The sequence below is a fragment of the Acidiphilium sp. MT5 genome, assembly GCF_054767495.1.
The window spans coordinates 70,621-84,605 of sequence record NZ_BAABMR010000008.1 but is presented as its reverse complement, the minus strand read 5'-3'; the positions used below and the strand labels follow the sequence as shown (position 1 = coordinate 84,605).

The following is a 13,985-nucleotide window of genomic DNA, read 5'->3' as shown; positions in this document are numbered from 1 at the left end:
CCATGCTCAAAGGTCTTCTCCGCATCCAGCAGACATTTTTCGATCTGCACCTGATCGCGCGGGTCATGCCCAGCCTGCTGCGTGTGGGCCTGCCCAACACTTTTATCCTCGCGTTGTTAGCGACCCTCATCGGCATCGTGATTGGCCTGATCATCGCTATCGGCCTGATCTCAAGCCGCCGCTCGATCAGCCTGCTCTGCCGCTTCTATGTCGATATTCTGCGTGGCCTGCCGCATATTCTCACCATCTATCTCATCGGCCAGGGCCTGCCGCTCGCCGGTCTCAGCCTGTTCGGTGATGATACCTACGCTTATGCCGCCCTCGCCATCGGGCTGATCGAGGGTGCCTATATGGCCGAGATTTTCCGCGCTGGCTTGCAATCGGTCGAGCGGGGCCAAATCGAAGCCGCCCGGACCCTGGGCATGAGCCGCGCCCAAACCATGCTGTTTATCATCATCCCCCAAGGCATCCGCCGCGTCCTGCCGCCGCTCACCGGCCAGTTCATCCTGGTCATCAAAGGCACTGCGCTGGTATTCTTGTTGGGTTTAACTGCATCCCAGCGCGATCTGTTCTCAATCGCGCAGGATTCCGCCATCAATAATGCCAATCTGTCCCCGCTCACCGCCGCCGGCCTGATCTACCTCGCCCTCACCGTGCCGATGACCTACGCGGTCAATGCCTGGGAGCGCCGCTTGCGCCTCGGCGCCAATCCCCGCGCGCGCACAGCGTTATAGGAATGCCCCCGATGGACCCTTCAACCGGCGGCGTGCGCTTTGAGCATATCGTCAAATCCTTCGGCACCGTGAAGGTTCTTGATGATATCACCCTCGATGTTCCGCGCGCCATGACCACCTGCATCATCGGCCCGTCCGGCTCCGGCAAATCCACGCTGATGCGCTGTGCCAATCTGCTCGAGCGCCCGGAAGCAGGCCGCATCATCGTCGATGGCATCACCATCACCGATCCCGGTGTGAATATCGATGCGATTCGCGCCCGCGTCGGCATGGTGTTTCAGCATTTTCACCTGTTCGGCCATCTCAGCGTGCTCGATAATGTCGCGTTAGCCTTGCGCAAAGTCCGCCGCCTGCCGCGTGCCGAAGCCGAAGAGCGCGCCATGGCGAAGCTGAGCGATGTTGGGCTGCGCGGTCTTGAACGTCGCCGCCCGACCGATCTTTCAGGCGGCCAGCAACAGCGCGTCGCCATCGCCCGCGCGTTAGCGATGGAACCGGCGATCATGCTGTTCGATGAAGCAACCTCGGCCCTTGATCCCGAATTGGTCAAAGGCGTGCTCGCCATCATGCGCGATCTCGCTTCCTCCGGCATGACCATGCTGGTCGTCACCCATGAAATGCGCTTTGCCCGCGAAGCCGCTGGCCAAGTGATCTTCATGGATCGTGGCAAAATCATCGAGACCGCCCCCCCCGCCACCTTGTTCGATCATCCACAAAGCCCGCGTCTGCAGCAATTTCTCGATCAGGTTCTCTAACATTGTCTGGATCCATCATGAGCCAACCCACTATGAGCCAACCCGGCGGCCCATCCCGCCCCAGCGTCGCGCAAATCCGCGACTTGTTCGCCCGCCGCTCTTTGTGGCAATCATGGCTGGATGTCGAAGCCGCTCTGGCGGAAAGCCAAGCCGACCTTGGCATCATTCCCGCTGAGGCCGCGCACGAAATCCGCGCCAAAGCCCGCGTTGACTGTCTCGATGAAGCCGCCCTGGCCGCCGATATCGCCCGCACCCGGGCCCCCATCGTCGCCCTCACCCGCAGCCTCGCCGCCGCCTGCTCCGGCGAGGCCGGCGGCTATGTGCATTGGGGGGCGACCACGCAAAATGTCGTGCAAACAGGCCGAACCTTGCTGATGCAGCGAGCCCATTACGCCCTGATGCAAGGCTTTGACGATATTTTGGCAAAACTGGCCGATCTCGCCGAACGTGAAGCCAAAACCGTCATCGTCGCGCGCACCAATCTGCGCCACGCTTTGCCCATCACCTTCGGCTTCAAAGTGTCGGGCTGGATCGAAGAATGGCTGCGCCATCGCGAGCGTTTCGCGCAGGCCGCCCCTCGGGTCTTTTCGGCGCAATGGGGTGGGGCGGTCGGTGCGATGCACGCGATCGGCCCGCTCGGCCCAGAGCTGAACCGCAATCTCGCCGCCCGCCTCGGCCTTGGCTATTTCACCGTGCCCTCGCGCGCCGGGCTTGATTATTTCGCCGAATATATCCTGCTGCTGGGCTTGTTCAGCGCTACCTGCTCAAAAATTGCCCGCGATCTGTACAGTATGATGGCTGATGAAATCGATGAAGTCACCGAAACCCTCGGCGATGACGTGGTCGGCTCCAGCACCATGCCCCACAAGGTCAATTCCAAAATCGCCGTGCATGTCCTCTCGTTAGCGGCCCGCCTGCGCACGCAAGTGCCCCTCGCGCTGGAGGCCATGCAACCCACCTTCGAGGGCGATGGCGCGCACAACCAGATGATCTCGGCGATGGTCGATCAAGCCTGCCCCCTCGCCTATGAGCTGATCACCATGATGGACGAGCTGATCGGCAGCATCGGCCTGCACCCCATGCAAATGCACGAAAACCTAACCCGCTCCGGTGAGTTCCTCGCCTCGGAAAACGCCATGATGGCGCTCGCTCCCTTGCTCGGGCGCAGCCGCGCGCATGATGTGGTGCATCACGCCGTACACGAAGCCCTGCATCGTCATATCTCGCTGACCGACGCCATCATGGCCGATCCATCACTCCCGCCCAGCGTCACCGCCGATTTGGTGCGCAACGCCCTCGATCCCGCGCGCTATACCGGCCTCAGCGAAACGCTCGCTCTAGAGATGGCCCGCGCCGCGCGCGCCGCCCTCGCCCAGCCTCCCACAAAAACCAGCGACTAAGGCATCGCTTGGCTCAGGCGCGGATATTGCGCCACCAGCCGATGGGCATAGGCCAACGCCTGATGACGCTGGGCCGCATCCAGTGGCGCGCTCACCAGGTTCTGCACTTGAGCGGCGCGTTCATGCTCAGCACTGCCCGCACGCGTCAGTACCGCGGCGATCAACGCATCCGCATAGGCGCGCACCGGCGCCGATGGCGGTGATGGCGGGGTGATCTCGCGCGCCCCATAGAGCTGCGCCAGCGCCACACCCGCGCGCGGGCTGCCATTATGCAGCGCCTTGGTATACCAGAGTGCTGCTTGATCTTTCGAAACCTGCAGATGCCAAAACCCGTTCGCCCAGGCATCACCCAAATAACGCTCAGCACTTTCCGAGGGGTAGGGCAGCGTCGCCGCCGTCACCATCCAGCGCGCCCCGCGTTGGTGCAACAGGCGCGCCGCCGCCGGATGGGTGTGGCGCAGCTTGAAATAATCGGAAATCAAATCCTCCGCATATTGATAACATCCCGTGTGATAGCCCCGCGCCGCCGACAGCCTGATCAGCGCTTCCCCGGTTGACATGCCAGGGCGCGCCCGCTCGCCCAGCGTCGCTTGCGCGTGCGCCAGAGCCGCCCGCAAGGCCGGCGCCGCCGGTCCATCATGGTCGAATTTCAACATCACCCCAACCTGATACGCGCTTTGCGCCGAACCCGCCGCAATACCCTTGGCAAAAGCAATTTGCGCAGCCGCTTCATCGCGTACGGTCGGATCATGCGCATCCTTCTGGCTGCGCAGAATACCAAGCCAATAACAGGCATAGGCCCGCGCAGATCGGTCTGGGTCGTTGTCGCACCGCTGCTCCAGCGTCGCTAATCCGAGTTCGGTGGCCAAATTGATCGCCTGCCGATGGCCGCTCACCTGTTCGATTGCGACGAAAATTTCCCCCAAATCGCGGGTATGCGCATCGGTCGATTCGGTGAGCCGCAAGGCCTGCGGCCCGCTGATCGGGGGCATGTATAAGCCACTGCGATGCCAAACCGGCACAGGATACGGCTTGGGGAGCGGCGCATGGAACATCAAGCTGCCGGCTAGGGGAAACACGCTTGTCAGAAAATGCCAATAGCTCGTCAGCGGATGGGTTAAAATATGCATGATTGTCGGCCCTGGCATCAGCCGGGCCCACAACGCGTCAAATTTCGTCGTCATCAAATTATATCTCCCGCCCCATTACTGGAGCGTGATTGGTTACGATCAATCACGCTCTAACCCTTGTTTGCCGATCAATGTTATTGATCTAGCCCGCCAATCACCGCGCGCCAATCCCATCACTTGGTAACGGCGGGTTGATCCGCCCATAAAAAAAGCGGGCCATTGACTGGCCCGCTTCTTGATCTCCAAGCCCCGCGATCAGCGAAGCCGCACGCGCCTCATCCCGCAAATCGCGGTGGGGTATCAGGCGCTTTTCGCCATAATTTCGTCAGCGATATTGCGCGGCACCGGCTCGTAATGATGGAACTGCATGGTGAACGACGCACGGCCCTTGGTCATGCTGCGCAGATGCGAAATATACCCAAACATCTCCTTCAGCGGCACCAAAGCGCGCACCGTCACGGTGCTGCCCGAGCTTTCCTGGTTCTGGATCATGCCACGGCGGCGGTTCAAATCGCCCACCACATCGCCCACGTGATCCTGCGGTGTGGTGATCTCCACATCCATGATCGGCTCCAGAATGATCGGGTTGGCCTTCTTCATCCCCTCGCGGAAACAGGCCTTGGCGGCAATTTCAAACGCGAGCGCGCTGGAATCGACGTCGTGATATTTGCCGTCAACCAGCGTATATTTGAAATCGACCGTCTGGAAGCCCGCGAGCACGCCCGTATCGGCCTGCACCCGAATGCCCTTTTCGACCGCCGGGATATATTCCTTCGGCACCGCACCGCCGACCACCTTATTTTCGAACACCACGCCCTGGTTACGCTCCAGCGGCTCGAAAATAATCTTGACCTCAGCATATTGGCCCGAACCACCCGACTGCTTCTTGTGGGTGTAGGTTTCGGTATGGCTGCGCGCGATGGTTTCACGATAAGCCACCTGCGGCGCCCCAATATTCGCCTCCACGCCATATTCGCGCTTCAGCCGGTCAATAATGATTTCCAGATGCAGCTCGCCCATGCCTGACAAAATCGTCTGGCCGGTTTCCTGGTCGGTTTTCAGCCGCAGCGAAGGATCTTCGCCGGCGAGCTTCTGCAACGCCAGCGTCATTTTCTCAACCGAGTCTTTGGTCTTCGGCTCCACCGAAATATCAATCACCGGTACCGGGAACGCCATCCGCTCCAACACCACCGGGTCTTCCGCCGCCGCCAGCGTATCGCCGGTTCCGGTGTCTTTCAGCCCCACGAACGCCGCAATATCGCCCGCGATCACTTCCTTGATTTCCGCGCGCTTATCGGCGTGCATCTGGAACATCCGGCCAATCCGCTCTTTTTCGCCCTTGGTGGTGTTCATCACCGTATCGCCGGATTTCAGCGTACCGGCATAAACGCGCACGAAGGTGAGGGTGCCATATTTGTCATTGATGATTTTGAACGCGAGGCCGGCAAACGGCGCGGACGGGTCAGCCTTGATCCGGCGCTGATGATCGCCCTCTTCCTCGCCCTCATCCACCGCAACCTTAATGCCAGGCACATCAACCGGGCTCGGCAAATAATCGAGCACCGCATCGAGCAAAGGCTGCACGCCCTTATTCTTGAACGCCGTGCCGCACAAAACAGGGCGGAACGCGCCCGAAATGGTGCCGGTCTTGATCGCGCGCTTCAGCGTCTCCACCGAAACATCGCCCTTGTCGAAATATTCTTCCATGCCCGCATCATCAACGGCGAGCGCGGTATCGAGCAGGGTCTGGCGATGCTCCTTCGCCTTCTCCAGCATATCCGCCGGAATCGGCTCATCATGGAATTTCGCGCCGAGTTCGCCACCTTCCCAGATAATGGCCTTCATCTCGACCAGATCGACCACACCGATGAATTTATCCTCAATCCCGATCGGCAGCTGCAAGGGCAGCGCGACAATATCGAGCTTCTCCTTCAACGTATCGAACGCCCGGTAGAAATCAGCGCCGGTGCGATCCAGCTTATTGATGAAAATAATCCGCGGCACATTATACCGGTCGGCCAAGCGCCAATTGGTTTCCGATTGTGGCTGCACGCCGGCCACGCCCTCGATAATGAAAATGGCACCATCGAGCACGCGCAGCGAGCGGTTCACCTCAATGTTGAAGTCAATATGGCCGGGCGTATCAATGATATTGATCCGATAATCTTTCCACTCGCAGGTCACCGCCGCCGAGGTGATGGTGATGCCGCGTTCGCGCTCCTGATCCATATAATCAGTGGTGGTGTTGCCATCATGCACCTCGCCAATCCGGTGCGACACGCCTGTATAATACAGGATCCGCTCGGTGGTGGTGGTTTTGCCCGCGTCGATATGCGCGGTGATGCCAATATTGCGAATCTTGTCGAGCGGCGTGCTGGACATGCGGGTAACTCCAGGCTCAGCGGTGGATCACCCTCGGCTATTTCACCTCGGGCATAACAGAACAGGCGCGCTCACCGGCGCAGATAACCGGTGTCGCACCCGAGTGGCTGGCACCATGCCAACCGTCGAACGGCTTATGCGACGGCCCAGCCCGATTGGCAAGCGCAAGAGCCGTGCATAGCCCGCAAATCCTTACAAATGATGTAGTCGCCGCACCAACATCGTGAAAAATCCCGCCGGCTTCGCCGCCGCCAGCGCCACCGCCGGAACCGTCGCAATCGTCTTGCCATTGGCGCTGACCGTAATCGTGCCAACAACCGCCCCTTGGGCAATCGCCCCCTTGAACGGCCCGTTCAGCGCCACGTTGGTTTTCAACACCGATTGCGCATTCACCGGCAACGTCATCACCAGCGATTTGGCCGCCCCCACCGGAAACGAGGCCGGTTCGAGCGTCGGCGCCTGCGCAGTCGCCAATATCTTGCCCGCGCTGACAATCGTTTGATCGGCATAAAATTGATAGCCGTAATCGAGCAGTGCCTCGATATCATTGGTGCTGGCTTTGAAGCTCGGCCCGCCCAGCACAATCGCAATCAACCGGCGGCCATTGCGCAGTGCTGTCGCATCAATGCAACGCCCCGCCGCCTTGGTCCGCCCGGTTTTCAAGCCATCCACGGTCTTGTCGCGAAACAGCACGGGGTTCCAGCTCCGCTGCCGGATTTTATCAAACGTATAATGCTTCTCCGCCGAAATTTTCAGAAATTGCGGATATTTGGCAATGATCGCGCGCGACAAAATGCCCAAATCGGTCGCCGTGGTGTGCAAATCAGGGTCCGGCAACCCATCGACATTGGTATAATGCGTGCCCGTCATCTGAAGCTGCGCCGCCGCATGGTTCATCAGCCCGACAAAAGCGGAGCGATTACCCGCCACCGCCTGCGCGAGCGCCACCGCCGCGTCATTGCCCGAATCGATGATGAGCCCATGCAAAAGCTGATCAACCGTTGGGTGCATGCTCGGCGAAATGAACATCCGCGAACCGCCCGTATGCCACGCCGTCACGCTCACCGGCACCGCCTGATCGAGCTTGATCGTGCCATGGGCAATCGCCTGATAGGTCAAATACGCCGTCATTAATTTGGTCAGGCTCGCTGGCGGCCAGGGCGTGTTGGGCGATTTTTCTGCAATCACTGCGCCGGTCTGATCATCGATCAAGATATAGCTCGGGCTGTTCGGCAGTTCCGGCGGTGCCGGCGTGTTGGCAAAAGCCAGCGGCGCCACCGGCGGCGGTCCCGCCGGCGCGGGCGGCGCTACCGGCGCGGCCTTGCCCGGCTTGTTACCCGATTTTTTTACAATTTTATGCGCAATCGGATGATGCGGCATCGCGCCCGCCTGGCCCAGGCCGGGCGTCGCGCCAACCAGCAACCCGGCGGCGATCAGCGAAAGGAGCGAAAGACGGGCAGAAACAATCATGGCACTAATCCTTATCGAGAATCCCGATCAACGCGGGCGATTCGCTCGCATTCTCTGCCCCAAAACGCGGATCGATGCCAGAACGCCGCATCCTCGAACCCAATGTCTCTCCAATTCTTGACCTAACCTTTACGCGCGGCGCTCAAAAAACGCATAGCAGCCAACCCTTGAAAAAGAGTGTATTTAGATATATCTAGATAATGTCGAAAACACAGGAGAACGACATATGACATTATTCAAACCAGGTCGCGCAATGCATTCAATGCGCCAGAACAACGCCTGCTGCGCGGAGCCGAAGCGCTTCGCGATGAACGAGCCGGGCGAACCGGGCTTTCGCGGTCGCGGCCATGGCGGCGGTCACGGTCGTGGCGCCGGTCACGGTCTGGGCCAAGGTCTGGGCCAAGGTCTGGGCCAAGGTCGCGGCCAAGGCGGTGGCCAAGGTCGCGGCGGCCCCGGTGGGCGCCTGCGTCGGCTGCTCGAACATGGTGATCTGCGCTTATTGGTGCTGCATCTCATCGCCGAACGCCCGCGCCATGGCTATGAAATCATCAAAGCCATCGAAGAGCTTGCCGGCGGCGCCTACACGCCCAGCCCCGGCGTGGTGTACCCCACGCTGACCCTGCTGGAAGAAATCGGTCACGTTTCCAGCATCGCCGAGGGCAACCGCAAAAGCTTCACCATCACTCCGGACGGCACCGCTGCCCTCGCGGCAGACCGCGCCAGCCTCGATGCAATCCTTGCGCGGATCGCCCAAGTCCAAGCGCAAATCCGAGCCGAGGAACCCGCCTTGCCCGTGGTCCGAGCCATGGAAAATCTGCGAACCGCCTTGCGCCTGAAGCTCGCCAGCGACACCACCCCGCCCGAGCTCGCCCGCAAAATCGCCGATGCAATCGATCACGCCGCCCGTATCGTCGAGGATCTGTAACCACCCCACGCTGCTCCTCAGCAATCAACCGCATCCATCGCGCAGCCAACCAACGCCGAGCCTGCCAATGCTCAACGGGCCATTTCTTGACAGCGCCATGGTTGCGGGCTTGATGCGACTTGATTGATGAGGTGTAGCACATGGCCGACCCGAAACCTTCCAGGGCAAAATCCGCGCAGGGCAAAGCGCCAACCGGAAATTCATCGGGCGCGCCCAGCCCGCGCACCGCCCCCGCCCAGCGCGGCGCGTTTGCGGATACGGTTCTCACTCTCATTTACGTGGTGGTGATCGCGGTTGGTCTGCGTTCCTTGGTCGCCGAGCCATTCTTCATCCCCTCAGGCAGCCTGACCCCCACGCTGCTTGCGGGTGATTTCGTGCTGGTGACCAAATATAATTATGGCTATTCGCGCTGGTCGTTCCCGTTCGGGGAACCCGCCTTCAAAGGCCGGATTTTTGGCTCCGTGCCAAAAATGGGTCAAATCGTCGTGTTCGCCCTGCCGCGTGATCCGAGCGTCGATTACATCAAACGCGTGATCGGCCTCCCCGGCGATACAGTGCAAGTGACCGACGGCCAGCTTTATATCAACGGCAAGGAAGTGCCCCGCACCCGCGATGGCTCTTATCTCGAAACCCCGATCGATTCCGGCGAAGCCGTGCCGATCAAAGTGCGCAAATATATCGAGCACCTGCCCGATGGCGTGAATCACATCATTTTGAAAGCCACCAATCAAGGTTTCGCCAACAACACCCCGCTCTACACCGTGCCGCCCGGCCATCTGTTCATGATGGGCGATAATCGCGATTTCAGCGAAGATTCCCGCTTCCTCAACGCGGTTGGCTATGTTCCGCTCGCCAACGTCGTCGGTCGAGGCCGGATGATCCTGCTATCGGTGCGGCTCGATCACCCGTTCTGGAAATTCTGGGATTGGCCGAGCGATATTCGCTGGGGCCGCATGTTTACCATCCTGCATTGAGCAGCCCCTGGTGAGCACTGAAACCGAGCGCAACGCTGAGCGCGCCAAGCGGGCCGCCGCCTTGCTCGGTTACCAATTCGCCGCCCCCGAGCGCTTGGCCCAGGCCCTCACCCACCGCTCCGCCGCCGGGGCAGGGGGCTTGGCCTCGAATGAGCGGCTGGAATTTATCGGTGACCGGGTGCTGGGCCTCGTGATCGCCGAATGGCTGATTGAGCGCTACCCCGAGGAGCGCGAAGGCAGGCTCGGCCCGCGCCTCGCGCATCTGGTCTCGCGCAGCTCGCTCTCTGCGATCGCCGAAGAGGTCGGCCTCGCCAACCTACTCGATGTATCACCCGGCGAAACAAGGCGCGGCGTGCGCCATAATGCCTCAGTGCTGGCCGATGCGCTGGAAGCCCTGCTCGGCGCGCTCTATCTCGATGGCGGTTTGGCCCCGGCGCAGCGTTTCATCCGCGCCCGCTTCGCCAGCCGGATCGAGGCGCAAGACCAGTTCGAACCCCCCAAAGACGCCAAAACCGCCCTGCAGGAAGTGGCGCTCAGCCGCGCACCGGTCTTGCCCGATTACCAGGTCATCGCGCAGTCCGGCCCCGCGCACGCGCCCAAATTCCGCGTGCGGGTCATGGTGGGCGATCTCTCGGCGGAAGCCGAAGCGGGCAGCAAACGTGCTGCCGAACAAGCCGCCGCACGGCGATTATTGGAGCGATTAGGCGAATGAACACACGATGCGGCTATGTCGCCCTGCTCGGCCGGCCCAATGCGGGCAAATCAACCCTGCTCAATCAGGCGGTCGGCGCCAAAGTCTCGATTGTCACGCCCAAAGCGCAAACCACCCGCTTTCGCGTCAGCGGCATTTTGCTGCGCGAACTCCCGCCCGATCAGTCGCAGATCATCCTGATCGACACACCCGGCCTATTCGCGCCTAAACGTCGGCTTGATCGTGCGATGGTGCAAACCGCCTGGGATTCCGTCGCCGGCGCCGATCTCGCTTGCATGCTGGTCGATGCGTTCCGCGCCCGCCCGGATGATCTCGCCGAACCGCTCGCGGCCCTGGCCAAAACCGGCCGCCGCCGCTGGTTGGTGCTCAACAAAATTGACCTCTTGCCCCGCGACAAACTGCTCCCGCTCGCCGATACGCTCGGCAAAATGGGCCAGTTCGATGAAGTCTTCATGATCAGCGCCCTCAAACGCGACGGGGTGGACACCATGCTCGATGCCATGGGCCGCGCCATGCCCGTCGGCCCATTCCTTTACCCGCCCGACGAGCTGACCGACCAGACCGACCGGATGCTGGCCGCCGAATTGGTGCGCGAGCAAATTTTCCTGCAAACCCGCGAAGAAATCCCCTATGGCGCCTCGGTCGAAACCGAGAGCTTCAAGGATTTGAACGATGGCTCGGCCCGCATCGATGTCACCATCTATGTCGCGCGCACCGGCCATAAAATGATCATCCTCGGCGAATCCGGCGCCCGGATCAAATCCATCGGCTCCAAAGCCCGCGCCGAACTCGAACGCCTGTTAGAGCGCCGGGTGCATCTTTTTCTCCACGTCAAAGACCGCCCCGGCTGGGACGAAGAAACCGCCCGCCTGCGCGCCCTGGGGCTTGATGGTTAAACCTCCGCGCCCCGCCGCGCATCACGCCATTGACTCGCCGTGCAGCACCTCGTCCAACCCCTGGCGCTCCTCGTCGCGGCTGACCCGCAGCCCCCCATCATCCGGCTCTAGAAAAAACAAAATCGCGCCGGTCACCGCCCCGCAATAGAGCGCGGTCGCGCCAACCCCGATGGCCTGGATCAGCAATTGATGCAGACCCCCGCGTACCGCCCCGTCTGAGAGCGGCGCAAAAGCCAGCAGCCCGGTCGCCAGCGTTCCCAGAATTCCGGCGACCCCGTGAACGCCAAAGGCATCCAGCGTGTCATCGAAACCGAGTTTCGGCTTGACCATGGTCACCACCCAGTATGAGAGCAGCCCCGCCGCCACGCCAATCACCATCGCGGCCCCGGGCAACACAAAGCCCGCCGCAGGCGTAATCGCCACCAGCCCGGCAACCGCACCGGAAATCGCCCCCAGCACGAACGCCGATTGCCAATTTTGCGCCAACCCGCGCAGCATCATGTCCGAAAGGTCGCCGACAAACCCATTACCGTTGGAAAATGCGAGACTATACCCCACCACCACCCAAAGCAGGCTCACCAGCGCACAAATTGTCACGCTCTGCATCATGATCGAGAGCACGTTCTTCTTGCGTACCATGCCGCCATAAAACAGCACGAGCCCCGGAATCGTCATTAATAAGACCAAAACCGAACTGACCAACATCCAAGCAGTATCGCCCGAATTTAAGCCAGTTTCTGCCGCTTTTGCAGGCAAAACGAAACTAATCAGCGGAAGCGCCATTGCGCCCGCTAGCCCAACCCGTCGCATTATCGCGACCACTCCTCATTATCTCGCCCGTTTACCGGTGCATTTTCCCGTGTGACCCGCACGATCAGCGATGCGCGTCCACCCAAAGCAGCAAAATCCATGCCGTCACCGCCCACTAGATCGTCGGCCACGATCACAGCGTTGACCCGGCAGTAATAACGGCGTTATCGCTCTCGCTCCCTTCAGGAGCCAATCCATGATCCATGAATTACGCATCTATCGCTGCCTGCCGGGCCGCCTGCCGGCCCTGCTCAAGCGCTTTGAAACCCTCACCCTGGCCATGTGGCAAAAGCACGGCATTCGCCAAGTCGGGTTCTGGACCACGCTCATTGGCGAGTCCAACCAAGATTTGCATTATCTGCTCGAATGGGAATCCCTTGCGGAGCGCGATGCGAAATGGACCGCCTTCCAATCGGACCCGGAATGGCTGCAAGGCCGCGCCGCCACCGAACAGAGCGGCCAAATCGTCGAATCGATCAGCAACCGCATTCTCACGCCGACCGGATTTTCCGCCCTCAAATAATAATCGGCGCTGCGCGCTCAGCAGCGATCGATCTAAACCGTGGACAGCACCGCCGGCGCGAGGGCAGGCCATTTCGCCGCCGGGTGCGAGGGGTTGCGAAACCGCATCGCCGCGCGCTCCGGCCCGGCGGCGGCCAATTCCACGCCCAACTCTAACCGCGACGCACAGGTCACCGCAACCACTGGCCGGGCCTCCGGGAAAGTCAAAAATTGCCGCGCCTCGCCCTCCAGCGTCAAATGATCGCGCAAAATCTGCCATTCAACCCGGTCGGTATCCTCGATAAACATCGCCAAAATGCCGGGCCGTGTGCCGCTGAGCCGTGCGGGTGCCAGAGCCGCCAGCCGGCGGCGCATCGCAATCGCCACCTCATTTTCACTCGCCGCCCGCGCCGCCAACACAAAAACCGCCGGGCCAGAGCCGGTCACCGCCAAATGCGCCTCCGGGCCAAATTCCCGGCGCAACTGCCCCATCAACCCATTCTCGCTCGCCTGCGCCGCCGCCAACATCAGCGGGTCGAGCCGCAGCACCGCCGCTTCATCATGATCCGCCCGCCGCGATTGGGTGAGCATGCTGCTAATCCGTTGATGCAGCGCCGCCAGCGCATCAGTTTCTCCGCCCACGACATCCGCGCTGCGCAGCCCCTGCGGCAGCGTCATTTTCAACAAATACCGCCCCGGATGGGTCGCCAGCCAGCTCTGCAAATCCGGGTCAATCCGATCCATCAGCCGCATCCACGCCGCCCGATGCACCGTGCGCCCCTCTTCGGCGGACAAGGTGTCACAGGCGATTTCCGCCTCGCAGCCCTCACGGGTGATCAGCATATCGAATGGCGTGCCATCCTCTAAGCCGCTCAAACGCACATCAAACCCCAACGCCGTATGCAAAGACGCCGTGCGCGCCAAATGCAGTAGCGGCACCAGCGTCTCGACGCCGCTCAGCGCCGCGTCCAGCCGCGCTTCAAAACGCGCCTGCCCGGCTTCGGAGAGTGATTTATACAGCGGGAACAACGTCCCAACGCGCTGCGCCCACATCGCCTCGCTCGGCGTCAGCGCCAACCCTTGGCGGCATTTCTCCGCCGCCAATTCCGCCGCATGGCGCTGCGCAATCAGCGCACCGGTCCGCGCGCCGAGCGCGATCATATCATTGAGCGCCGCCATCCGCGCGCGCCAACGTTTGATCCCCAGGATCGAACATGTCCGATGCGTATCGGTCAGCGTGCGTGACGCAGGGCGGGTCTTTGGCGGCATATATTCCATGATGCCGCGTCTATAACGGAT

13 protein-coding genes are annotated in these 13,985 nt (G+C 61.2%); 8 read left to right on the top strand and 5 right to left on the bottom strand.

The genetic code is table 11. From position 1 onward, the window contains the following. Positions 1 to 2 precede the first annotated feature (2 nt). From ACYUCQ_RS10100 to ACYUCQ_RS10090, 3 genes are read left to right on the top strand one after another with little or no spacing between them, the layout of a single operon-like run. Positions 3 to 734 (top strand): amino acid ABC transporter permease, encoded by a 732-nt coding sequence (locus ACYUCQ_RS10100; protein WP_460254402.1) that lies wholly within the window; start codon positions 3 to 5, stop codon positions 732 to 734. A gap of 2 nt (positions 735 to 736) precedes the next feature. Further along, on the top strand, positions 737 to 1,486 hold the full coding sequence (locus tag ACYUCQ_RS10095) for an amino acid ABC transporter ATP-binding protein (RefSeq protein WP_460254401.1): 750 nt from the start codon (positions 737 to 739) through the stop codon (positions 1,484 to 1,486). A gap of 17 nt (positions 1,487 to 1,503) precedes the next feature. Beyond that, complete coding sequence (locus tag ACYUCQ_RS10090; RefSeq protein WP_460254400.1) at positions 1,504 to 2,886, top strand: class-II fumarase/aspartase family protein; 1,383 nt, start codon at positions 1,504 to 1,506, stop codon at positions 2,884 to 2,886. Here ACYUCQ_RS10090 and ACYUCQ_RS10085 read toward each other — a convergent pair. From ACYUCQ_RS10085 to ACYUCQ_RS10075, 3 genes are all read right to left on the bottom strand, one after another. Beyond that, complete coding sequence (locus tag ACYUCQ_RS10085) at positions 2,883 to 4,070, bottom strand: SEL1-like repeat protein (protein WP_460254399.1); 1,188 nt, start codon at positions 4,068 to 4,070, stop codon at positions 2,883 to 2,885. The two genes, ACYUCQ_RS10090 and ACYUCQ_RS10085, sit on opposite strands and share 4 nt — an antisense overlap. Before the next feature lie 246 nt (positions 4,071 to 4,316). Continuing rightward, positions 4,317 to 6,398, bottom strand: coding sequence for an elongation factor G (gene fusA, locus ACYUCQ_RS10080; protein ID WP_460254398.1), 2,082 nt, complete (start codon positions 6,396 to 6,398; stop codon positions 4,317 to 4,319). 192 nt (positions 6,399 to 6,590) lie between these two features. Next, complete coding sequence (locus ACYUCQ_RS10075; protein WP_460254397.1) at positions 6,591 to 7,868, bottom strand: D-alanyl-D-alanine carboxypeptidase family protein; 1,278 nt, start codon at positions 7,866 to 7,868, stop codon at positions 6,591 to 6,593. A gap of 226 nt (positions 7,869 to 8,094) precedes the next feature. Between ACYUCQ_RS10075 and ACYUCQ_RS10070 the strand changes: the two genes are divergently transcribed. From ACYUCQ_RS10070 to era, 4 genes are all read left to right on the top strand, one after another. Continuing rightward, on the top strand, positions 8,095 to 8,793 hold the full coding sequence (locus ACYUCQ_RS10070) for a PadR family transcriptional regulator (protein WP_460254396.1): 699 nt from the start codon (positions 8,095 to 8,097) through the stop codon (positions 8,791 to 8,793). A gap of 140 nt (positions 8,794 to 8,933) precedes the next feature. Then, positions 8,934 to 9,767, top strand: a complete 834-nt coding sequence (gene lepB / locus ACYUCQ_RS10065) for a signal peptidase I (protein WP_460254395.1) — start codon at positions 8,934 to 8,936, stop codon at positions 9,765 to 9,767. Between the two features lie 10 nt (positions 9,768 to 9,777). Next, positions 9,778 to 10,479, top strand: a complete 702-nt coding sequence (rnc, locus tag ACYUCQ_RS10060; protein WP_460254394.1) for a ribonuclease III — start codon at positions 9,778 to 9,780, stop codon at positions 10,477 to 10,479. After that, positions 10,476 to 11,375: a GTPase Era gene (era, locus tag ACYUCQ_RS10055; RefSeq protein ID WP_460254393.1), complete on the top strand. Its 900-nt coding sequence runs from the start codon at positions 10,476 to 10,478 to the stop codon at positions 11,373 to 11,375. Before rnc ends, era begins: the two co-directional genes overlap by 4 nt. Positions 11,376 to 11,396: 21 nt before the next feature. On the opposite strand, the gene ACYUCQ_RS10050 is transcribed toward era, so the two are convergent. Then, positions 11,397 to 12,185 (bottom strand): ammonium transporter, encoded by a 789-nt coding sequence (locus tag ACYUCQ_RS10050; RefSeq protein WP_460254392.1) that lies wholly within the window; start codon positions 12,183 to 12,185, stop codon positions 11,397 to 11,399. Between the two features lie 196 nt (positions 12,186 to 12,381). Here ACYUCQ_RS10050 and ACYUCQ_RS10045 point away from each other — a divergent pair, with 196 nt between their 5' ends. Beyond that, entirely contained in the window at positions 12,382 to 12,708 is a 327-nt protein-coding gene (locus ACYUCQ_RS10045) for an NIPSNAP family protein (RefSeq protein WP_460254391.1), read from the top strand. Between the two features lie 32 nt (positions 12,709 to 12,740). Here ACYUCQ_RS10045 and ACYUCQ_RS10040 read toward each other — a convergent pair whose 3' ends face one another. Then, positions 12,741 to 13,955 carry a hypothetical protein gene (locus tag ACYUCQ_RS10040; RefSeq protein ID WP_460254390.1) on the bottom strand — a complete coding sequence of 405 codons (1,215 nt, stop codon included), beginning with the start codon at positions 13,953 to 13,955 and terminating at the stop codon, positions 12,741 to 12,743. Positions 13,956 to 13,985 lie beyond the last annotated feature (30 nt).